The organism is Paenibacillus sp. AGC31 (genome assembly GCF_057334655.1).
Window position 1 is genome coordinate 289,601 of sequence record NZ_JBHFJH010000028.1, and the last position, 23,850, is coordinate 313,450.

At 46.0% G+C, this 23,850-nt stretch carries 19 protein-coding genes; all 19 read left to right on the forward strand.

From position 1 onward, the window contains the following. Positions 1-205 precede the first annotated feature (205 nt). Positions 206-1,378 (forward strand): GntR family transcriptional regulator, encoded by a 1,173-nt coding sequence (locus tag ACE04G_RS15555; protein WP_449004570.1) that lies wholly within the window; start codon positions 206-208, stop codon positions 1,376-1,378. A 223-nt stretch (positions 1,379-1,601) separates the two neighbouring features. Then, the gene (locus ACE04G_RS15560; protein ID WP_449004507.1) at positions 1,602-2,903 is read left to right on the forward strand and encodes a glycoside hydrolase family 125 protein; all 1,302 of its coding nucleotides are present in this window, start codon (positions 1,602-1,604) and stop codon (positions 2,901-2,903) included. A 79-nt stretch (positions 2,904-2,982) separates the two neighbouring features. Beyond that, entirely contained in the window at positions 2,983-4,362 is a 1,380-nt protein-coding gene (locus ACE04G_RS15565; RefSeq protein ID WP_449004508.1) for an extracellular solute-binding protein, read from the forward strand. Positions 4,363-4,429: 67 nt separating this feature from the next. Then, positions 4,430-5,296 (forward strand): carbohydrate ABC transporter permease, encoded by an 867-nt coding sequence (locus ACE04G_RS15570; RefSeq protein ID WP_036608294.1) that lies wholly within the window; start codon positions 4,430-4,432, stop codon positions 5,294-5,296. Positions 5,297-5,318: 22 nt separating this feature from the next. Continuing rightward, positions 5,319-6,143 (forward strand): carbohydrate ABC transporter permease, encoded by an 825-nt coding sequence (locus tag ACE04G_RS15575; RefSeq protein ID WP_076211825.1) that lies wholly within the window; start codon positions 5,319-5,321, stop codon positions 6,141-6,143. Between the two features lie 18 nt (positions 6,144-6,161). After that, positions 6,162-8,963 carry an alpha-mannosidase gene (locus ACE04G_RS15580; RefSeq protein ID WP_449004509.1) on the forward strand — a complete coding sequence of 934 codons (2,802 nt, stop codon included), beginning with the start codon at positions 6,162-6,164 and terminating at the stop codon, positions 8,961-8,963. Between the two features lie 358 nt (positions 8,964-9,321). Further along, entirely contained in the window at positions 9,322-9,912 is a 591-nt protein-coding gene (locus tag ACE04G_RS15585) for a TetR/AcrR family transcriptional regulator (protein ID WP_260632633.1), read from the forward strand. Positions 9,913-9,994: 82 nt separating this feature from the next. Then, positions 9,995-11,365 (forward strand): MFS transporter, encoded by a 1,371-nt coding sequence (locus ACE04G_RS15590; RefSeq protein ID WP_221819484.1) that lies wholly within the window; start codon positions 9,995-9,997, stop codon positions 11,363-11,365. A 253-nt stretch (positions 11,366-11,618) separates the two neighbouring features. Beyond that, complete coding sequence (locus tag ACE04G_RS15595) at positions 11,619-12,623, forward strand: Gfo/Idh/MocA family protein (RefSeq protein ID WP_449004510.1); 1,005 nt, start codon at positions 11,619-11,621, stop codon at positions 12,621-12,623. Positions 12,624-12,647: 24 nt separating this feature from the next. After that, positions 12,648-13,571 (forward strand): AraC family transcriptional regulator, encoded by a 924-nt coding sequence (locus tag ACE04G_RS15600; protein ID WP_260632632.1) that lies wholly within the window; start codon positions 12,648-12,650, stop codon positions 13,569-13,571. 12 nt (positions 13,572-13,583) lie between these two features. Beyond that, positions 13,584-14,681 (forward strand): Gfo/Idh/MocA family protein, encoded by a 1,098-nt coding sequence (locus ACE04G_RS15605; RefSeq protein ID WP_221819482.1) that lies wholly within the window; start codon positions 13,584-13,586, stop codon positions 14,679-14,681. Between the two features lie 152 nt (positions 14,682-14,833). Then, a complete protein-coding gene (locus tag ACE04G_RS15610; RefSeq protein WP_221819481.1) occupies positions 14,834-15,547 on the forward strand; it encodes a glycosyltransferase family 2 protein in 714 nt (237 codons plus the stop codon). Positions 15,548-15,760: 213 nt separating this feature from the next. Continuing rightward, positions 15,761-16,513 (forward strand): FadR/GntR family transcriptional regulator, encoded by a 753-nt coding sequence (locus tag ACE04G_RS15615; RefSeq protein ID WP_221819480.1) that lies wholly within the window; start codon positions 15,761-15,763, stop codon positions 16,511-16,513. After that, the gene (locus ACE04G_RS15620; protein WP_339184831.1) at positions 16,510-17,721 is read left to right on the forward strand and encodes a M20 metallopeptidase family protein; all 1,212 of its coding nucleotides are present in this window, start codon (positions 16,510-16,512) and stop codon (positions 17,719-17,721) included. Before ACE04G_RS15615 ends, ACE04G_RS15620 begins: the two co-directional genes overlap by 4 nt. Further along, the gene (locus tag ACE04G_RS15625) at positions 17,718-19,283 is read left to right on the forward strand and encodes an ABC transporter substrate-binding protein (protein ID WP_221819478.1); all 1,566 of its coding nucleotides are present in this window, start codon (positions 17,718-17,720) and stop codon (positions 19,281-19,283) included. Before ACE04G_RS15620 ends, ACE04G_RS15625 begins: the two co-directional genes overlap by 4 nt. A 101-nt stretch (positions 19,284-19,384) precedes the next feature. Continuing rightward, positions 19,385-20,302 carry an ABC transporter permease gene (locus ACE04G_RS15630; protein WP_017688654.1) on the forward strand — a complete coding sequence of 306 codons (918 nt, stop codon included), beginning with the start codon at positions 19,385-19,387 and terminating at the stop codon, positions 20,300-20,302. Between the two features lie 16 nt (positions 20,303-20,318). After that, entirely contained in the window at positions 20,319-21,248 is a 930-nt protein-coding gene (locus ACE04G_RS15635) for an ABC transporter permease (RefSeq protein ID WP_339308289.1), read from the forward strand. 21 nt (positions 21,249-21,269) lie between these two features. Continuing rightward, positions 21,270-23,288: an alpha/beta hydrolase family protein gene (locus tag ACE04G_RS15640; protein WP_449004511.1), complete on the forward strand. Its 2,019-nt coding sequence runs from the start codon at positions 21,270-21,272 to the stop codon at positions 23,286-23,288. Continuing rightward, positions 23,285-23,758 carry a hypothetical protein gene (locus tag ACE04G_RS15645; protein ID WP_449004512.1) on the forward strand — a complete coding sequence of 158 codons (474 nt, stop codon included), beginning with the start codon at positions 23,285-23,287 and terminating at the stop codon, positions 23,756-23,758. The genes ACE04G_RS15640 and ACE04G_RS15645 overlap by 4 nt, the downstream gene beginning before the upstream one ends. Positions 23,759-23,850 lie beyond the last annotated feature (92 nt).

The following is a 23,850-nucleotide window of genomic DNA, read 5'->3' on the forward strand; positions in this document are numbered from 1 at the left end:
AGCCGATAAGCCGACGTATCAGGGCTTGTCGGCTTTTTGTTGTATCTCGATTCACATCTGACACCTAAGCTTAATGAAGCAACCATTGGGATGCTTTTTCTTTTGCTCTCATATGACAGCAGGTGAGTTGTCTCCTTTCTTCACATTAATGATATAACATGATATATTAGGATGTAGAACATGAGAAGTATGGGTATTTATGGAGGTGCTTGTATTGGGGAAAGACTCGGCATCCAAGCCGATGTATGAACAGATCTTTGAATCCTTGCGCGAACGGATACAGCTTCATCAATATCAAGTGGGTGAGCGTGTTCCTTCGGAGAAGGAATTATGTGATGAATTCGGAGTTAGCCGGATTACAACTAAAAAAGCGCTCGAGATGCTGGCGAGTGAACAATTAATTGTTCGTCAGCCGGGACGGGGTTCTTTTGTAGCCGACACAGCAGATGTGTTACAGGAAAGATCTAACAGACCTGCTCCGCGTGCTGCGATCAAAGATCCAGAGAAGAAGCTGCTCATTGGTCTGGTCATTACTAATTTCAGCGACATGTATGGTACAGAACTGTTATATGGGATGGAAGAAGCTTCGCGAGAGCATGATTGTTTTCTCGTACTTAGACGCTCCTTCGGGATTCCCGAACAGGAGGAACAGAGCATTCAGGAACTGCTGGAACTGGGTGTGGATGGATTGATTATTTTCCCGGCACAGGGTGAATATTTCAGCGATGAGATTCTTAAACTGGTCGTTAATAAATTCCCGTTTGTTCTGATTGACCGGTACCTGAAAGGCATTCCGGCTTCATCTGTCAGTACGGATAATGTAGGCGCGGCGCGAGAAGGGATGAATTATCTGTTCGATCTCGGTCACCGACATATCGCTTTTCTGACGCAGCCTCCGGCGAACACCACACCGATTGAAGAACGAATTGAAGGAATCATTGAGGCTCATCATGATCAAGGAGTTCTGGTGAACAGGGAACTGTGGTTAGAATCTTTTCTTTCGACACTGCCAAGTGTGTTTGATCCTCAAGTCGAGGTCCGTGATGTGGAGACACTGGTGGAACATTTACAGAAATACCCTCAGATTACTGCACTCTTTGCTGCGGAGTATCATATTGCTTTACTTGCAGAACAGGCAGCGGATCGGCTTGGTCTGAGAATCCCGGAAGATATGTCCATCATTTGCTTTGACAGTCCAAACGCTGCCGAAGGAAGCCGAGTAACCCATATGAGACAAAGCCAGTTTGATATGGGAAAACAGGCATTCGAGATGGTGCTTCAAAGTATGCAAAATAACGAAATGACAGTGAACAGAGTTGTTTTGCCTGCCCAATTGGTGAAGGGTAAGTCAACGAGTATGGTGAAACAAAAGGGTTAATTATAGCAACTTAATATTCATTGTGTTCAATCAGGGGCTTCGTGTAAACGAGGCCTCTTTTTGGTGTGGATAAAATGGGGAGAATTGCTTTAAATGGTATGTTATTTGATGCCGTTGAATTAAAATAACATGCTAATATACAAATAAATATATTGACATAACATTATATTCGTTTTAGGATAATGAAAGCGGTTAACAAACTGGATTACATAAGGAGGACAACATGCTGACACCCAGAGATGATCAAGAAATTTCCCCCTCGATATACGACATGATTGATCGGGTTAACAAACGTATGCCGGAATATCCGGAACTTAACCAAATGTTCAAAAATTGTTTTACCAATACAATGGCGACCACAATTCAGCGCAAAGAAGATGGCACAACTTTTGTGATTACGGGAGATATTCCTGCCATGTGGTTACGTGATTCTGCTGCTCAGGTCAGACCATATTTGGTTCTCGCTTCAGAGGATGAAGATATTGCCGACATGATCGCTGGACTGGTTGAACGTCAACTGAATTATATTCTCCTGGACCCTTATGCAAACGCTTTTAATGAGACGGAGAGTGGAAAAGGACATCAGGAAGACCTGACGCAGATGAATGATTGGATCTGGGAACGGAAGTATGAGATCGACTCACTGGCTTATCCGATTCAGCTCAGTTATCTCTTGTGGAAGAACACGGGAAGAACAACTCAATTCAATGATACGTTCCGTAAAGCAGCCCAGATCATCATGCAGTTATGGCAAGTGGAACAGCATCATGAGACGAAATCACCCTACACGTTCCAACGTCTGGATGCTCCTGAAACCGATACGCTCACCCGAGAGGGACGAGGTACTGAAACGGTATACACAGGCATGACTTGGTCGGGATTCCGTCCCAGCGACGATCGCTGTGAATATGGATATCTGATTCCATCCAATATGTTCGCCGTGGTGGCGCTTCGATATCTAAAGGAAATTGCTGAAGCGGTGTTCGAAGATGAAACGCTGGCAGCGACTGCTCAGCAGTTGGAGGAACAGATCAACAAAGGTATTCAGGATTATGGCACCGTTGAACATCCGGAATATGGAACCATATATGCATACGAAACGGATGGGAAAGGCAATTACAATCTGATGGATGATGCCAATGTGCCGAGCCTGCTGTCTTTACCTTATCTCGGATATGTGGAGGAGAACGACGAGGTGTATCAGAATACACGCCGTTTCATTCTATCCTCGCACAACCCGTATTTTTATGAGGGAACAGCAGCAGCGGGAATTGGTAGTCCGCATACACCGGAAGGGTACATCTGGCATATCGCTTTATCGATGCAGGGGCTGACTACGGAGGATCGCAATGAAAAGCTACGATTGCTTCAGCTCATCCATAAGACGGATGCGGATACCGGACTGACCCATGAAGGTTTTTCGGCCAACAATCCACATGAATATACACGTCCATGGTTTTCATGGTCCAACATGCTCTTTAGTGAACTGATGATGGATTATTGCGGATTCCGCGTACAGAAATAGGATAGGAAAGCAAGAGATAACCTGCGAGTACATCATAACGTTCGGAGTTCATTGAATTTCGACAAGAGGAGAGCGAATCATGAGAAAAATATCATTGAAAATGCCGGTAGCAGCAGTTATGACATCCTTGCTCATTCTTACTACAGCCTGTTCGGGTGGAAGTTCAAGTACAGGCACAACCAGTGATGGCAAGAAGGAAGTAACCGTATCATTCCGTTCTTCAGGATCTGAAGATACACTTACGAAATTCTTCCAATCAGGCTTGGTGGATCAATTTGAGAAAGAAAATCCGGATATCAAAATCAACATTGCGCCTGTCTTGGCAAGTGAGGGTGATTATACGTCCAAAATGGTTTTGCAGATGAAATCCCCGGATACGGCACCTGATGTTATTGCCGAAGATACATCCATCATCAAATCCGATGCTGCTGCGGGATATCTGGAGCCGCTGGATACACAGGTTCAGGGATGGTCTGATTGGGAAGATCACATCATCGACAACCTGAAGGCAGGGGTTACCGGAGAAGACGGCAAAGTGTACGGCGTTCCGGCTACTTCGGATACACGCGGAATCTGGTACAACAAGGAACTGTTTCAACAGGCGGGACTTGAAGTTCCGTTCAAACCTGCAAGCTGGGCAGAAGTACTCGAAGCAGCACGTACCATCAAGCAAAAGCTGCCGGGTGTGACGCCACTTAATATGATCGTGGGCAAAGCAAACGGGGAAGGTGTCACCATGCAAACACTGGAAATGCTGCTCTATGGTACGGCGGATACGCTGTATAACGACACGAGCAAGAAATGGGTCGTGAACAGCCCGGGGCTGCTGGATTCCTTCAAATTCATAGATCAAGTGTTTAACACGGATAAAACAGGTCCAACCATGCAGGTTGCCCTCAATGGACAAGCTGGCAGTATTGCATTCCAGCAACAGTTCCCGCAAGACAAACTGGCGATGGCTGTAGATGGTAGCTGGGCAGGTTCGACATGGGCCGAGAACGGTGCTGCTCCAATCGCCAACGTTGAAGAGAAAATAGGTTTTGCACCATTCCCGACACAAAATGGGCAAGAACCTGGAGCAACTACAATGTCTGGAGGATGGGCTTGGTCTGTTCCTGCACAGGCGAAGAATAAGGAAGCAGCTTGGAAATTTATCGAGTTCCTGATGAATAAGGAAAATGCGACTGCTCGCGTAGTAGCGGAAGGCAGCCTCAGCCCACGTAACGATTCCACAGAAGTTGAAGGTTATACGGAGCGTCCATATACCAAAGAAGCACAGGAACTCTTGAATGTGGCCCACTTCCGTCCAGCGAACGATCAATATGCAGCGGTATCCGCACAATTGCAAAGCATTGTTGAGAGTATTGCCTCTGGCAAGCTGACGCCGGAAGAGGGAGTTACACAATTGAAGGACAACGTATCCCGTTCCCTAGGCGCTGAAAGCATCGAAGAGAAATAAGGATATCGATATATTCGGAGGGGGAGGCACAATCTCCCCTTTTTCCGGTTCGAATGGAGAGTGACTTATGAAAAGGAAAGCACCAGGTTCATTTCTGTTTCTCATGCCTTCCGTACTGTTATTACTTGTGTTTTTCATTGTTCCCATCATTCTGACGATCTGTTTTGCCTTTACGAATATGGCTCTTACCGGGGCGGCAGCCAAGAGTTTGGAGTTTGTTGGATTCCAGAATTTCATTAATATGTTCCATGATCCGGACTTCCGGATTAGTGTCTGGCGCACGCTGGTCTTTCTCATCTTCTCCGCAGTGATTGGTCAGGTGTTGCTTGGGTTCATACTGGCTCTTCTAATGAAAGAGAAAAATGTGACGTTCCGCCGGGTCATCGGGATCATCGTCATTGCCGGTTGGGTGACACCCGAGATTGTCGTGGCCTTCTGTATGGTGGCCTTTTTCAGTGACAATGGTTCATTGAATCAGATCCTCGGCTGGTTTGGAGCGAATCCAGTCTCCTGGTTGTTCAGTTTCCCTATGGTGAGTGTCATTATCGCGAATATCTGGCACGGCACAGCCTTTTCCATGATGGTCTATCAGTCGGCACTGGATGATATCCCTAAGGAAGTTGAAGAAGCTGCGATTATTGACAGTGCCACCGGGTTCCAGATTGTCAGACACATTACGATTCCAATGGTAAAAGGGTCCATCGTGACCAACATGATGTTGGTTACTCTACAGACACTTGGTGTGTTCACGCTGATCTATACGATGACCGGTGGTGGCCCGGGTACTTCAACACAAACCTTGCCGATCTTCATGTACAACCAGGCCTTTGTGAACTATCAATTTGGATACGGCACAGCCATATCTCTGGTTCTGTTGTTCATCGGTATTATCGCCAGCCTGTTCTACATGCGATCCATGAAAGTGAAAGTGTAACCATGAAGGAGGTTCGATCCCTATGGTCAAACATGGGCTTCAACGCAAAATCCAGTACGGGATTCTAGTCTTTCTAGGGCTCTGTTTTTTATTACCGCTGCTCTGGATCATTCTGGCTTCATTTGACCCGAACGCGCAACAGGGCATCAAAATGCCCAGTACCTGGACCATTCAAAATTTCAAGGATGTGCTCGGGGATTCGAGCAATCTTCGTTCATTCGGTGTAGGCCTGATTCTGTCGGGAGGGCAAGCGATATTGGTTGTTCTAGTATCGGTTCTTGCTGCTTATCCTTTATCCCGTTATGAAATGAGATTCAAAAAAAGCTTCCTGTTATCGATTCTGTTCATGACAGCTCTTCCGATTACTGCCGTGATGGTTCCGGTATTTCAAATGTTTCTGTTCTTCAAAATGCAAAATAGCATCATTGCCACGATGTTGTTCCTGACCGCATCTTCACTTCCTTACGGTATCTGGATGATGAAAAACTTCATGGATTCAGTGCCAATCGATCTGGAAGAATCGGCATGGATTGACGGTGCATCCGTGTGGAACGGGTTGAGACGAATCGTGGCGCCATTGATGTTGCCTGGTATTGCAACGATAGCGATATTTACCTTTTCGGGAAGTTGGGGCAACTTCTTCGTGCCATACATCCTGCTCCAGACACCGGAGAAACTTCCGGCATCAGTCACGATTTATCAATTCTTTGGCAGTCACGGTATGGTTGAATACGGCAGATTGGCTGCATTCTCACTACTTTATACAATGCCTTCGGTTGTGTTATATATCTTCTCCCAGCGGTACATGTCAAAGGGCTTCAGCATGGGCGGGGCAACCAAAGGTTAACGACAGGAGGTACGCAACATGACAACCAAAAAGACGGCACATCTTATCTCGCATACCCATTGGGATCGCGAATGGTATATGCCTTATGAACACCATCATGTACTGCTCATTGAGCTGATGGATAAACTGCTGGACACGCTTGATCAGGACCCGGAATATCGTTATTTCCATCTGGATGGGCAGACGATTATTCGTGAAGATTATTTGCAGGTTCGGCCCGAACAACAGGAGAGGCTCGACCGTTATATTCGTGAAGGACGCATCCATTTTGGTCCATGGTATGTGTTGCAGGATGAGTTTCTGACCAGCAGTGAGGCCAACTTGCGTAATCTGCTCATCGGGCATCGTGATGCTCGACCTTTGGGTGTGATATCCAAGACGGGATACTTCCCGGACTCGTTCGGAAATATGGGACAGGCACCGCAGATTCTGCAACAGGCGGATATTCATAACGCGATCTTTGGGCGTGGGGTAAAGCCTACGGGATTCAATAATGCGGTGGTTGATGCAGACAGTTACGAATCTCCCTATTCCGAGATGATCTGGCGTTCGCCGGATGGTTCGGAAGTGCTCGGCATTTTGTTCGCGAATTGGTACTGCAACGGGATGGAAGTTCCGGTTGACCCGGAGAAAGCCCGGACGTATTGGGATAAAAATCTGGCGGATGCCGAGAAATTCGCCTCGACCCCACATCTGTTGTTCATGAATGGTTGTGATCACCAGCCGATCCAGACGGATCTGCCAGAGGCTTTACGTACGGCAGCTGCGTTGTATCCTGACGTGGAATTTATCCACTCCAATTTTGACGATTACATTGAGGCGGTTACGAAGGATGTGCCTGAGCATCTGGCGACCATCGAAGGCGAGCTTCGCAGTCAGCACACGGATGGTTGGGGAACACTGGTGAATACGGCATCCGCAAGGGTTTATCTGAAACAGTTGAATCAGCAGGGGCAGACGGTGCTTGAAAAAGTAGCCGAACCCCTCGCTGCCATGGCCCATATAGCTGGGGTAAAAGATTATCCGCATCATCTGTTGACACATGCATGGAAGATGCTGATGCAGAACCACCCACATGATAGCATCTGCGGGTGCAGTGTCGATGAGGTTCACCGTGAGATGGTGACCCGATTCGCCAAGAGCAGACAGCTTACAGAGAAATTGGTTTCCCAGAGTGCGCAGGCGATTGCTGAGTCCATTCATGTGCAATCTACTGAGACCTGGGGAGAGGAAGCGGTGCCGTTCACTGTGTTTAACACGAGTGGATGGAATCGAAATGGGATCATTGAGATGGATCTGATTGTGGACAAAGCATTTTTCCCAGAGGGTCCTAACCCTCAGGCACTTGCGCAAAAGTTGGAAGAGGATGCGTTACCAGCGTACCAGCTGGTCGATTCGGATGGACGCACGTATGCGGCAGAAATCAAGGATCTGGGTGCACATTTTGGCTATGAACTTCCGAAGGATCGCTTCCGACAGCCTTATATGGCTCGTAAAGTAAGAGTGACTTTCCAAGCGGTGGATATACCTTCGCTGGGATATAAGACATATGCTCTCATTCCAGTAGAGAAACAAGCAGAAATTGCTGAGATTGCTGAAGTGCCCGATACGAGCGACGTCATCGAGGTGCAGGGAATGATGATGGAGAACGGTCATTTGCGGGTGACGGTTGAAGAGAATGGTACGGCAACGATTGAAGATAAGGTCTCAGGTACTGTATACAAGGGATTGAATTCATATGAGAATACCGGTGATATCGGCAATGAATATGTCTACCGTCAACCCGAGGGAGAGACAACGCTGACCACGGAGCATCTGAAGGCGGACCTGCGGATTGTGGAGCAGTCTCCGTATCGGGCAGTTATGGAAAGTGTATTACGCTGGGATATTCCTTCTGGAGCAGACGAACTGTTCGAGCTGGAGAAGCGCCAGATGGTTCCTTTTACAGAACGGAAGGCGCAGCGAGCCCCGAACACCGTTCCGCTTGTGATTACGACAACGTATACGTTGGAAGCAGGCAGTAATATGGTCAAGGTAAAGACTGAATTTAACAATCAGGCCAAGGATCATCGACTGCGTGCACTCTTTCCATCCGGACTGGTGACAGAGGATCATTATGCAGATTCCATCTTTGAAGTTGCCAAACGTTCCAATACACCGGCCAAAGAATGGGTGAATCCAAGTAATGCGCAGCATCAGCAAGCGTTTGTACATGTGACCGATGGTGATCATGGCTTGATGATTGCAAACAAAGGGCTGAATGAATACGAGATTTTACAGCATGAAGAGGGCAGTACGATTGCAGTTACGCTGCTGCGTGCCTCTTCGGAACTGGGAGATTGGGGTGTGTTTGAAACACCGGAAGCTCAATGTCTGGGATCTCAGAGTGTGGAATATGCGATTATTCCATTTGCGGGCGATGCTGCACAGTCAGGTGCATGTGCATCCGCATACGTGTATCCGATTCCGTGGACGACTGTACAGCAAGGGGCACTTGCGTATACATTTGAGCGAGAAAGTCATGCCGGTGCCGATGGGTACAAGGTGGAACTACCTTTGACGAAGCAATGGTTAGCGTGGAATTCGCAAGGTTCGACACTGGCATTCTCCACATTGAAGATCGCAGAGGAAACCGGAGATTTGATTGCTCGCTGGTATAATTTGAACTCTGAATCGGTTGAGTTGAACGTGCAAACTGGATTCGAATGTGCTTCCGTCTATGAGAGCGATGTGCTGGAACGGGTTAAGGGCACGTTGGAGGGACACAGCCAGATGGTATCCGGGTACAAAATCGTTACACAAGGGTATGCGTTACGTTGAGTTGATTATTGAACATCATAACTATAGAAACCTCCTGTTCACGGTAGAGTGGACAGGAGGTTTTTGGATGTTTTCTTCTAATTGGGGATATCAAATCAAAAAATAGAATAAAAAAATATTGCAGTTTCATCTTTAAATTTTGATTCCGTTTCCTCTACTATTTTCTAGCACAATTAGTCTGTCTATTGAGGCAAATTTAATTTCCTCGTATCTTTATTTCTTTAGAGTTCAACCGAATTTCTCTCCTTGTATGGACTAATTATAATATGGTCTATTTTTGTTTGACAATTTTTTTGTCTTTAGATACTATAACATAAACGACAGTGATCACTGACATTCTTTGAAAAGAGGAATCAAGTTGTCTAACAATACAAAATTAAGCAGCAAGGAGAAATTAATGACGGCTGCTATCGATTTAATTTCAAAAAAAGGTTATAGCTCTGTAACAACTCAAGAAATTGCCACTACTGCTGGTTTAAGTGAGAAAACATTATTTCGACAATTTGGGACGAAACAAAACTTATTAGAAACAGCTTTTGACCATTATCACTACTCAGAAGAAATGGCAAAGATATTTAATGAAAGGTTAGTATGGGATCTACAAACGGACTTGTTATTGATCTGTAGAACATATCATGAAATTATGAATCGTAATCGAAAAATGATTATGATTAGCTTAAAAGAAGAAGATAATTTACCTGGGTTCAGAGAACGAACAATAAAACATCCTCGTCAACTAATGGAGGTATTAACTAATTATTTTAATGCCATGTATGACAAAGGAAAGTTGATAGAAACGAATCCTGAATTACAAGCTTTTTCTTTCATGGCACTGAATTATGGTACGTTTATAAATCATCTAGATGAACAATCTAATTTTCCAACCCTCTCATTGGAAGATATAATTAAAGAGACTGTATGGATATTTTCTAGGGCGTTAACTCCCTAGTTTTTTTTCAACAAAATGACAGTAAGTACTGACTGTCATTTGACTATTCATTCAATGCATACAAAGAATCGAGGAAAATGATATGAACACCAAAGCTGCTACAACAAATGAAACAGGCCCACTTTTACTGCGTGTGCTAGTCTTCACACTTATCATTTCAGTCATGAACGGAACCATGTTTAATGTGGTCTTGCCAGTAATTAGCAAAGAATTCCAACTCACTGCATCACAAGTAACTTGGATTGTTTCAGGCTATTTGATTGTGTATGCGATAGGTACAGTTACCTATGGGAAACTGACAGATAAATTTAGTATTAAAAGTTTAATTACGTTTGGTCTGTTACTTCTGACGGTTGGATCTCTTGTGGGAGTAGCTGCTACACAATATTGGATGATCATCGTTGCACGTATCTTGCAAGCCGCTGGTGCGGCTGTGATACCTGCGTTGGCTATGATAATTCCTGTTCGTTTTTTTTCACCTGAGAAGCGTGGGCGCGCTTTGGGAACCTCTGCAATAGGTACGGCTCTTGGAGCAGCACTTGGTCCAATTATCGCCGGATTTGTCTCAAGTGCTTTAAATTGGAAATTTCTCTTTGTCATACCTCTGCTTTCTCTTATCACATTACCTTTGTATAGAAAGTATTTGGATGATGAGCCGGTGACAAACGAAAAGATTGATTATATCGGCGGAATTTTATTGGCAGGAACGGTTGCTACATTCTTACTCGCACTTACACAATCCAATATGTGGTTGTTAGTAACTGGACTAGTTATCCTAGTTTTGTTTATCATTCGAATTCGCTATGCCTCTGTCCCCTTTGTGAATCCAGCGATCTTTAGAAATAAACAATATTCTAAAGGGATGGCTATTGCATTTGTATTAGTCGCTGTTGGATTCGGCATTCCATTCCTGACACCGCTCATGTTGTCGGATGTTAATGGTCTGTCACCTGCATCAATCGGGCTCATTATGTTACCTTCAGCTCTTATTACCGCCATTCTTGGACGTAAGGGTGGAAAATTAGCGGATGAGAAAGGGAATCCATTTCTACTGTATATCGCATCAACACTTCTTGCTGGAGGTTTCATTATTCTATCGTCAGTGGTGGGGATGTCGCCTACGTATATTCAAATATTCCTTACCTTAGGTGTAATGGGTCAATCTTATATACAAATTGCTATGTCAAACACCATCTCACGAACTTTGCCTAAAGATGAGGTAGGAATCGGTATGGGATTGTTATCGATGTTTAACTTTATTGCAGCAGCAGTATCCACGACTGCGATTGGTAAGCTACTTGACGGTGGAGCAACTACTGTTCACTTGAATCCGTTTGTTCATGATAAGGTTGCTTTTGTGTACAGTAACATATTGCTGGTGCTGGCTTTAATAGTCGTTGTAATGGCAGTACTTTATTCTCTTCAATTTGGACGTAAATCCAACAATAAATAAACATCTTATTGGAATTGAAAGAATATCTTCTGCGGACTAGACCCTAATGATCAGTCGAGTATGCGTTCTGTGTAATAACGAGATTTATCAAGCGGTCTGCTTATGTACACGATTCCGATGTATAAATATCTAATAAAAATATATGTCGTGATTTTATACATTTATTGTCGTGAGTTTCTATTAAAAATAGATTAAGTCTGTGATAACTTATAGATAAATGTCAGAATATTATATAGTATGGAGGTAAGACACATTGACCATTCGAATTGGGAAAATTAGCTTGTGGCATGTTCACGCATGGGATTACATCAAGCAGGCACAGGAACATGAGGATACAGTTATCGCAGCTGTTTGGGATGACGATGCCAAGCGGGGGCAGGAAGCGGCTGAACGTTTAAACGTACCATTCTATGCTTCACTCGAAGATATGCTCGCCAAGGATGACATCGATGCCGTTATTGTAGATGCGCCAACCCGCATCCATGAAGAGGTGATCACCGCTGCTGCAAAAGCAGGTAAACACATCTTCACGGAGAAGGTTATTGCATCAACACAGGCGGAATCTAACAGAATCCTTAATGAGGTAAAGACAAACAACGTCAAGATGACAGTTTCCTTACCACGTCTGAATGCAGGGTATACGTTAACGATTCAGGATGTACTTAACCAGGGATTGCTTGGTAAAGTGACTTATGTAAGAGCGCGTTTATCGCATGATGGAGCAATATCGAACTGGTTGCCTGAACACTTCTATGATCTGAAGGATTGTCAGGGCGGTGCGCTGATTGATCTGGGCTGCCATCCCATGTATCTCGCCAAATTGTTTCTGGGTCAGGAAGTAACAGCGGTTAACGCGAACTTCGGATATATTACAGGCAAAGAAGTGGAAGATAATGCAGTCGCAACCTTGTTTACGGATTCTGGAGCAGTCGGCGTTGTTGAAGCTGGTTTTGTGAACAGCCATTCTCCATTTACGATTGAGGTTCATGGTACGGAAGGTACGCTTCTGTACGGAACACCCGAAGAAAAGTTATTGATTCGCACGAAAGCAGCAGAGGGACAGTATCAAGAGTGGACTGAGCTTCCTTTGGCAGACCAAAGAGAAAGCGCATTCAATCAATGGGTTGCACATATACAGAATGATACGGATGCAACCGAAAACGTGCAGATTGCTATGGAGCTGACCCGGTTGATGGAAGCAGCGAATCTCTCTGCCAAAGAAGGGCGCAGAATCACTCTGAATGAGTTGAAGGGTTAGGTTTTATTAAGGAGGTATGCAATCTTGAGCCTGTATCCTTATGAGAAAATGCTTGAACGGCAGGATCTCCTGGAGAGACTGGATATTTCAATGGTTTGGGGACATTATGAGATTCGCGTGATGCGATTTCATCTGACTTCTTTTCCAGCGGGCCGAGTTGTGGATTTCCATAATCATGCAGAGTTTGAGTTTCATTTTATCCCAAGAGGTAAAGGTAAAGTTATTCTCGATGATCAGACACATGCACTCTCGGAAGGTATGCTTTATTTGACTGGACCGGGTGTACTTCATTATCAGGAGGCTGATGCCAAAGAGGACATGGATGAATTATGTCTTCATGTGGATATCGTTCACAAGCCAAGAGAGCATGTTGATCCCTGGGAAGCAGCAGAATCTGAGGAAACGATGGAAAAGCTGAGAACGCTTCCGCTTACTCCAGTGAATGATTATCATCGGGCAATGCATTGTTTTTTGGAAGCCTACGAGGCATGTGATCAGAAATTGTTAGGTTATTATACGTCGATCAAGCAACTGGTTATCAGCATATTACTCAAAACCGTGCGAGCATACGACACCGGGGGGAATCGACCGGAAGCCCCTGTGCGGGATATGTCGGTGTATCGCTATGAGTATGCAGTGCAGTATATGGAGGCGAATCACCCTACAGTGGTCACGCTGGAGCATGTAGCTGAGAAACTTCATATTAGCAGCAGACAATTGCAGCGAATCTTCTACCAGGTACAGCCGGAGATGCCGTTCAGCCGTGTACTGGAGGATATTCGTCTGCGCGCCGTGTGCCGCAATCTGGAGGAAAGTAACGTATCCATTGAACAGATCGCTCTTGCTTCAGGCTTCAATAATGCCAACTATTTGCATGCTGTATTTCGCAAACGTCTGGGGATGACCCCGTCGGCTTTTCGCAAAATGAAACAACCAATACTTAAGTGAGGGTGAATATATATGAGTAAAGTATATCGTATCGGAATTATTGGCTGTGGTGGAATCGCGAATGGCAAACATCTGCCGAGTCTGAGTAAACTGGATAATGTTGAACTGGTGGCTTTCTGCGATATCGTTCAGGAACGTGCAGATGATGCCAAACAGAAATATGGCTCTACTGATGCTGAAGTCTACACGGATTATCAGGAATTGCTTAAGGATGAGTCTTTGGATATTGTGCATGTGCTTACGCCGAATATTTCTCATGCCGAGATTTCTATTGCTGCTCTGGAGGCGGGGAAACATGTCATGTGTGAAAAGCCGATGGCGAAGACATCTGCTGAAGCACAACTCATGCTCGAAGCGGCAGAACGTACCGGCAAGAAACTGACCATCGGATACAACAACCGTTTCAGAGAAGACAGTCAGTATTTGAAGAAGGTGTGCGAAGCAGGTGACCTGGGTAATATTTATTTTGCCAAAGCACATGCAATTAGACGTAGAGCAGTACCAACATGGGGTGTTTTCCTGGATGAAGAGAAGCAAGGTGGCGGTCCGCTGATTGATATTGGTACGCACGCACTTGATCTGACGCTCTGGATGATGGATAACTATCAACCAAAAGTTGTGCTTGGTACGACCTATCATGAGCTTTCACAACGTGAAAATGCGGCCAATGCCTGGGGCCCGTGGGACCCAAAACAATTTTCCGTAGAAGACTCAGCCTTTGGTATGATTGTGATGGAAAATGGAGCAACGATCATGCTGGAATCCAGTTGGGCACTGAACTCACTGGATGTGGATGAGGCAAAATGTAGCTTGAGCGGTAGCGAAGCGGGTGCGGATATGAAGAACGGGCTGCGCATCAATGGTGAGAAATTCAGCCGTCTATACACCAATGAGATTGAACTGAGTGCAGGCGGGGTAGCTTTCTACGATGGTAAGAGTGAGAGCGCACCGGATGTTGAGATGAGAAAGTGGATTGAAGCGATTGAGAAGGACCAGGAGCCAGTCGTTACACCGAAACAAGCGCTGGTTGTATCTCAGATCCTGGAAGCTCTCTATGAATCTGCTCGCACAGGCAAGGCTGTATACTTGAATAACGGTAGCGAAGCATAGAACAGACATAAAACAATTAGATTACAGAACCCTTTGTCCTGTTATTTGGGGACAGAGGGTTTTTGGTGTTTTGGTTACTAGCTATTGGTCCATACCAGACTCTATTTCGGCACATATGATGAGAGAAAAATGAGCTGAAAAGAGGGTATGTCTTGACTAAACACAAAACGGGTCATGGTGTTTCCATTGTTGTATGTACCAATCGGCCGCAATTTTTTGATAACATCCTGCAAAATTACAGTCGGCAGCTTTATAAAAGCAAAGAATTGATCATTGTCCTGAATCATGACAGTATGAATCTGGCATTATACCAAAACCGGGTTCGAAAATATGCGAATGTTCATGTATATCAAGTTCCTGAGAGCATTTCCCTAGGACAAAGCCTGAACGCCGGCATGACGAGGGCTCGTTTTTCGTTGATTGCCAAATTTGATGATGATGACTACTACTCGCCGTATTATTTAACAGAACAGGTGAGAGAACTGAGACGGACCAAAAGTGATATTGTTGGCAAACATTCGTGCCTGGTCTACTTGGGTGCGTCCAAGACACTGTTGGTCAGATCTCCAGCTGAAAAAAATAAACCGGTTGAATTTGTTCAAGGGGGCACTATTTTATTCAAAAGAGAGATCTTGAAAAAAGTCCGCTTCACGGACCGTTCAATAGGGGAAGATGTGACCTTCCTGAGACAATGCAGGAAAAGAGGATTCAAAGCGTACGCGACCTCTCCTTACAATTATGTCTATCACCGCAGACAGAACAAAAAAAGTCATACCTGGAGAGCGGATGACAGCTTTTACCTGGAGGGAAGCAAAAAACTTGCGGTTACAGAGGATTTCAGACCCTATGCTAATAAAAAGTTATAGTCTGTAATCGTAGTGCCCATGTGTGTCGTCAAATAACGAAAGCGAAGATGCATCTGCTGCGTGTAGATGCGTCTTTTTTGTGCCAAAATGCTTCAATTTGGTGGTGGTGAGAAAAAAATATGAATTTACTTGAAAAAAAGTATTGCATATAAGTTTAGTCGGAATTATATTAATGGTATAAGGTCTAGACCATATACAGATCGGAGTGTTTAGATGTCCAGTACGTTTTCATTTCGTTTTGAGAAAGTATCTACCAAAAAGGTTAGTGAATTCATTAGGGAACAACTGGAAGAAGCCATTATTCTGAAAGAATTAATGAGTGAAGAACAGCTTCCAGCCGAGCGAGATCTGGCAGAGATTTTTAACGTAAGCCGCATTACCGTTCGTGAGGCACTCTCTTCACTGGAAGAGAAAGGCTTGATTGAGAAAAGGGTGGGTGCCAAAGGCGGAACATTTGTACTGCCTCTGACAGCCAATTCGCATAAGCGCACGAGAGAAGAAATTAAACGGGATTGGTCACAGATGCTGAAGGTGTTTGAATTTCGAACCATCATCGAGCCAGAGGGAGCTTTTCTCGCTGCTGAGCGGATCACCGCAGGCGAACTGGAGCTGCTTGAGAATTACATGGAACAAAGTATAGAGCCAGACTGCACAAGGGAATGGTTCAGGGCGCTGGATGTGAAATTTCATCTGACCATCGCCAAGGCTTCGGGGAATCCATACTGTGAGAGAGCCGTCAGACAGATCCGGACCAAAATTAATCCGGCGCTCGACTTGATGCCTTATGATGACCGGATACGTTCCGTCAACCACGGTGTACATATGGAGATTCTTGAAGCATTGAAAGCCCATGATAGCATCAAGTCCAAGGAGACGATGAAAAGGCATATCGAATTCTCGGCTGACGCGATCTATGCCCGTTTGGTTTCTGAATCGGAAGAAAATGAAGGGAATGACAGCAAATGAATCGTTCAGAACTAATACAGCTGGCTCAGCCACTGCAAGCCCAGTTAAGCGCTTGGCGCAGAGATTTACATCAGCATCCGGAGATCGGTTATGAGGAACATCGCACATCCGCTATCGTAGCCGAGCATCTGGAAAGCCTGGGACTCGAAGTTACACGCAATGTCGGAAAAACCGGGGTTACAGGCCTGCTTCGCGGAGAGACCGATGGACCAACCTTTGCCTTGCGCGCAGACATGGATGCTCTGCCAATCCAGGATCAGAAAGCGGTGGAATACCGCTCGCAAGTGGAAGGCAAAGCGCATCTGTGTGGACATGACGCTCACACCTCCATCCTGATGGGAGCCGCCCAACTGCTTACTGGTCTTGGAAGACCGAAATCAGGCAACATCAAATTTATTTTCCAGCCAGCCGAAGAGGGACTTGCAGGTGCAAGAGCCATGATCGAGGACGGTGTTCTGGAGAATCCGAAGGTTGATGCCATCGCAGGATTACACATGACACCTGGACAGAACACGGGAACCTTGGGTGTAAGTCAAGGCGTTGCGTTTGCGTCAGCTGATCCCTTGATTATCAAGGTGTTTGGCAAGGGTGGGCATGCAGCTCGTCCGCATGAGGGTATTGATGCGATCGCGGTATCCGCTCAGGTCATCACCGCATTGCAAAATATCGTCAGTCGGATGGTTGATCCACTTGAACCGGCAGTAGTCACGATTGGCAAAATCACGGGAGGTTATATGGGAACAGCCATCGCCCCCGAAGTGGAGATGATCGGTACGGTTCGTACACTCTCACCTGCCATTCGTGAGCGGATGCCAGCTTTGATCGAGCAAGTTGTTAAAGGGGTCTGCGATTCTTTCGGCGCAGGATGCGAGGTAATTTACGGCGATGGTTACCCTGTTGTTGTGAATGATCTCGGCATGGTTGACCTGCTAACAGAGACTTGTGATCAGGTTAATGCGGAGAAGGGATGGACTTATATCAAACCCTCCACAGGGGGCGAGGATTTCGCTTTTTATTGTGAACAGGTTCCGGGTGTGTTTTTCAGACTAGGATCTGGGAATGATGAGGAACGTACTCGCTATCCACTCCACCATCCCATGTTTGATCTTGATGAGACAGCGATGCCTTATGGTGTTGGCATGTTGTCTGCAGTAGCACTTGAATTTTTGGCACGGAATACATCTTCTGAGGGGGAGCAATCACAATGAAAAAAAGACAATGGACAGGCTTGTGGATCACGTTACTGGCAGTCGTAATGGTACTCAGCGCTTGCGGAGGAAAATCGACAAGCACAAATGATGGTTCCGCAACAGAAGGAACGGGCAGTGGAAGCGCAAGTACAACACTGACCGTTGCTGCGGCAACCGATATTGAGAGTTTCGATCCGCACAATAACAACAACACTTCCAGTGAGGCGGTTCTGGTCAACGTTTTTGATTATCTGATCAAAAATGACAGTGAACAGAAAAAAGTTGCGGGACTTGCGACATCATGGGATCAGGTTGATGATACAACGTGGAGATTTAAGCTGCGTGAAGGTGTTACCTTCCACAATGGCGATCCATTCACTTCAGCAGATGTAAAATACACGCTGGAGCGCGTAGCCAAGGACGAGACACTGAAACAAAACAGTTATTTCAAAAATATCGTAGAAGTTAAAGTGGTGGATGACTATACCGTAGACATCATCACGGATGGTCCAGATCCGTTGCTCCTGAATCGTCTGTCCAAAATGGGAGCAGGCATTCTGCCAGCAAAATATATTGCAGATAAAGGATTCGATGCTTTCCTGAAACAACCGGTAGGCACAGGCCCTTACAAGTTCAGTAAATGGACCAAAGATGATCGTGTGGAACTTGTGAAAAACGAGAACTACTTCGACGGTGAACCAAAATGGAATGAAGTGGTATTCCGCGTTATTCCTGAAGCGTCCACTCGTGTATCCGAATTGCTTGCTGGTGGTGTAGATGTTGCGTCTTCCATTCCATCCACTGACATTGCACGGATCGAAGGCGAAGCAGATAAGAAGATTGTCAAAGCGCCAATCCAACGTGTGCTTCAGTTGATCTTCCGTCAGACAGAAGGCAGTATCACAGCTGATCCAAAAGTACGTGAAGCCATTGACCTGGCTATCGACAAACAAGGCATTGTGGATAGCATTGCCGGCGGAGCAGGTATCGTAACCCGCACATCCGTAACACCAGGCAACTTCGGTGCTGATCCTTCATTGTACAAAACGTCACTCTATGACCAGGAAAAAGCCAAACAACTCCTGCAAGAAGCTGGCTATGCGGAAGGTGAAGCTGAGATGACCATCTCCGTTTCCGCACAGTACAAAGAACAGGCTGAAGTTGTCGCAGCGATGCTGGAACAAGCCGGATTCAAAATCAACCTGGATGTCCTGGAAGCAAGTGCATTCAGTGAACGTTACAGCTCCAAATCATTCAAAGAAATCTTCATGATTGGTATTGGTAACTCCTTGTTCGATGCTTCGAATAACTACAATCGTTATATGTTGGAAGAAGCGAAAGGTGAGTCGGATTACAACAATCCTGAAGTAGAGAAACTGCTTCAATCTGCATTGGTGAACATGGACCCTGCGTCTCGTGAGAAAGAGTATCAGCAAGTACAACAGATTTTCTCTGAAGAGCGTCCAGCCGTATATCTGTACCAAATGGAAGGTGTATACGGAACAAATGATAAAGTGAACTTCGCGCCGCGCAGTGACGAGATGTTCTATGCTGACGAGATTACACCTGTTGCACAGTAACATCGGGTATAACACCGGTCATTGAAAAGATAGGCCGTGAACGGCAGGGACTGGATAACCATGTTCCTGCCGTTCTTTTTAATAAGGGAGGTGAACAAGGAATGGGCAAATACGTACTTAAGTCATTACTGCAGATCATTCCGGTACTGTTCATTGTTTCATTAATTGTGTTCATTTTGGTTCGAGTCACCGGTGATCCGGTTGCGCTAATGTTGCCTGAAACGGCTACCGCTGAAGATCGTGCTGTTTTGACACAGGCACTTGGTTTGGACCAGCCTTTATATACGCAATACGTGAAGTTTCTGGGCAGTGCAATACAGGGAGACTTTGGTCAATCTTTTCGCTACAATCAGCCTGCATTGGAGCTTGTGCTGGAGAGGTTGCCTGCCAGCTTTGAACTGGCGGTAGCGGCTATGTTTTTTGCCGTGCTAATGGCTGTTCCACTTGGTGTCATTTCAGCTGTGAAACGCAATACATTTACCGATCTTATTATTTCAGGAATATCCGTTATTGGTAAGGCGATGCCAAACTTCTGGATGGGGATTATGCTTATCCTCTTGTTCTCCGTCATGCTGGGTGTATTGCCAGTATCCGGCCGCGGAGGATTGTCACATCTGATCTTGCCGGCATTTACACTTGGCGTTGGACTGGCTGCGCAGATGACCCGGCTGATTCGCTCCAGCATGCTGGAGATTCTGAATCAGGACTATATCCGAACAGCCCGCAGCAAGGGGCTTGGCCGAATGGTTGTCATTGTGAAACATGCATTTCGGAATGGACTGATTCCAGTCGTGACAATTATGAGTTTGCAGTTTACAAGTCTGATCGGGGGGACTTTGATTACGGAAACGGTATTCTCCTGGCCTGGACTGGGGCAATTGCTGGTCGTTGCAGTCAACACCCATGATATGGCGATTGTACAGGCAGCGGTGTTTGTCATTGCCTTTATCGTTGTGGTAATCAACATCTTGACGGATGTAGCTTACAGGCTACTTGATCCGCGCATCAAATACGACTAGAAGGAGGTGCAATCATATGACAGGCAGCAATGAAATGCCAATTCCGGGTACAGAAGAGGAACAAGACAATGGGCGTGCACCAACGGGATTTCGTTATATCTGGCAACAACTGATCATCAGCAAGACCGGAATGTTTGGTGCTGTGCTTGTATTGTTGGTTGTGTTAATTGCCATAGGTGCACCTCTATTGACGAGTCATGATCCGGCAGCGGTGAATCCGCTGGGCCGACTTAAACCACCAGCATGGCTTGAGGGCGGAACGGCCGAATACTGGCTGGGTACCGATAATCTCGGCAGAGACATGTGGAGTCGAATTGTATATGGTGCTCGAGTTTCCTTAATCGTGGGGATGGGTGCCGTGATTGTATCAGGAATCATTGGCGCGATTCTGGGGCTGGTATCCGGATTCTATGGGAAATGGCTGGATGCTGTCATCATGCGTGTAGGTGATGCATTCATGGCCATTCCAACCATTCTGTTCATGCTTGTTGTGATGGCGATTGTTGGTCCGGGTATTACAACGCTGATCTTTGTCATCGGTGTAACGAATTGGGTTCCATTCACCCGTGTGGTAAGAAGTGAGGTTCTCAGTATCAAGGAGCGGGATTTTGTTCATGCGGCCAGATCAATTGGCGCGAAAAATGGAAGATTGATTCTCAAACACATTCTGCCGAATATCCTTTCATCCTTTATCGTCATCTGTGGTATGAATGTCGGCACAACGATTATTATGGAAGCTTCACTCAGTTTTCTGGGTCTGGGTATCAAACCACCCGATGTGTCCTGGGGAGGGATGCTCAGTGATGGCAGACAATATGTTGCTACAAGCTGGTGGGTTGCTACATTCCCGGGGCTAGCCATTACATTTACCGTACTCGGTGTTATTTTCCTTGGAGATTGGCTGCGTGATGTGCTTGATCCACGTACGGAGACAACCCATAAATAAACGGAGAAGGGAGCTATCAATATGAATCAAAGACCAATTATGCCGGAGGATCTGAGTCACTACCGTTGGATCAGTCAGCCGGTGATCAGTCCTAACGGACAAGTAGCTTATGTGGAACAGACCATAGATCAGGATAAAAACGAATATAACACACAAATTCGAGGAATTTCGCTCGATGGTGATAAAGATATTGCACTTTCGGATGGAACAAAGGATTCCTCACCTGCTTGGTCGCCGGATGGCACACAACTCACATTCATTCGCTCAGTGGATGGGGGCAAAGGACTATGGACGCTCCATTCAGATCAAAAAGAGCCAGTCATGCTGATATCTCCCGCACGTAAAATATTGAGTTATATCTGGTCTCCGAACGGGCAGTACATTGCGTTTACCAGCAAAGTACAACCGGAGGACCAACAGAAGAAAGCTGACGTCCAACAGGAGCCTGCACCTGCACTGCGAGGTAAAGTCTTTGAGCGTACAACGCCGAAGGCGGAAGGTGCTGGCTGGTGGGATGGTCTATACAGCCAGTTGTTTGTATATGAGAGTAAAAGCGGGGAGATCACGCAGGTGACTTCCGGGCTATGGAATATCAGTGCTCCAGCATGGTCGCCAGATAGCAAGCAGCTTTCTTTCATTTCGAAGCAAGTAGAGGATGAGGAACTTGATGCAGATCTACTGTACTTTACGGATATATACAGCGTTCGATTGGGAGAGCGTGATCTCTTCAAAGTGACGGATTCCAGTCTGGCGATAAGCCAGTTCTCCTATTCGCCCGACGGGCAGCAGCTGATCCTGATCGCCAGTGATCGTGAGTATGGAAGTGGGAGCCACAACAGCTTATACGCTGTCCCCGTTCATCGAGGTATACCCAGGCCAATCGCACCTCAAGTAGATATGCAGCTGGGTAACGCGGCGCTTGGTGATATGAAGTCAGCAGGTGCGTCTCCTTCTCCAATCTCGGATGCCCATCATCCAGAACGTGGTGTATATGTACTCGGAACGCATAACGGGGATGTGGACGTGTATCGCATTCAAGATAATGGAGAGTGTAAATCCGTTACGGGCGATGGTGAGAAGGATGTGTATCAGTATACCTTAACACCAGATGGTTCATCGCTGGTAATCGCTGCGTTGACTGCTGAACACCCTGGAGAGTTATATCGCGTGGATATCGACAGTGGTGAAATGTTCAGACTCACCCGGCGAAATGATGAATTCATGGCTGAATTGGCTGTAAATGTGCCAGTCCGTGTAGAGTTTAAGTCCTCTGATGGATGGCCGCTTCAAGGTTGGTTAGCCACACCGGCAATACGTGACTCCAATGGGAAATTGCCATTGATTTTGCAGATTCATGGTGGACCGCACGCGATGTATACGGGTACATACAGTCATGAAATGCAGACACTCGTTGCGCAAGGGTACGCTGTGCTGTGGATCAATCCTCGCGGAAGTATGGGATACGGTCAGGAGTTTGCCAGAGCTTGCCGTGGTGACTTTGCCGGAGGGGATTACCGGGATCTGATGGAAGCTGTTGATTATGCCCTGGCTACATACGATTTCCTTGATGCATCACGTCTGGGTGTGGCGGGTGGCAGTTATGGCGGAGTGATGACCAACTGGATTGTAGCGCATACCCACCGTTTCAAGGCGGCCGTAACCCAGCGTTGTATCTCCAACTGGTTGTCCATGTATGGAACGAGTGATATCGGAATTTCCTATGTTGAGGGAGTCATTGGAGGTAATCCGGCGGAAAACGCTGAATTCCTGTGGTCCCGTTCACCTCTTGCCCATGCACATCACATTGAGACGCCACTTCTGATCATGCACGGAGAGCAGGACTATCGGACACCGATTGCGCAAGCGGAGGAATTATATACTACGCTAAAACGATACGGCAAAAAGACCAAACTGATTCGTTACCCGGGTTCCAACCACAGTTTGCTGAAAAGCGGTAAACCTTCACTTCGGATTGATAGCTTCGAACAGGTGAATGCCTGGTTCAATCAGTACCTCGGGAATGAGGAGGGCGAGCAATGAGTCAGACTCAGCTGTCCATTCCTGTAGGCCTCCTTGTAGAAAATGTTCTGACAAGCGGGGAATCAAAAGAAGTGATTATTGAATGTTTGCAACGTCGAGACTATTCCCGGTTGTTGCCTCTGGTTAAGGAATCCACGATGGATTTTGATGAAAGACTACAGACAGCAGCTGATATCGGAGACGATTGGGAAAAGGCGATACGTCAAGGTTATGAGTTCAAGTTTTTGCATATTAACGGGTTGAAGCGATTGCTCGATTTCCGGTATGACCGTAAGGTGGATCGGGATTACGTACAAGATGAACTGTCACTGAAGCATATTCAACTGACCGCAGAAGAGATTGAATTGCTACAATCGTTAATTGGCAGGCAATGGCTCGTGCAAGCAGAAACAGAGCAAGCAGAAGAGGGCAGAACAGATAGGGAGTTATCTTCCTGCATTCCTGTCCGTATTCAATTAAAATTCCCTTAATATGGACCAGAAGAAGCCGCGATGATCGCGGTTTTTTTGCTATGTACAGGTAGAAATGTGGATGACTGAATTCAAAAGTTGAAATCGGACTT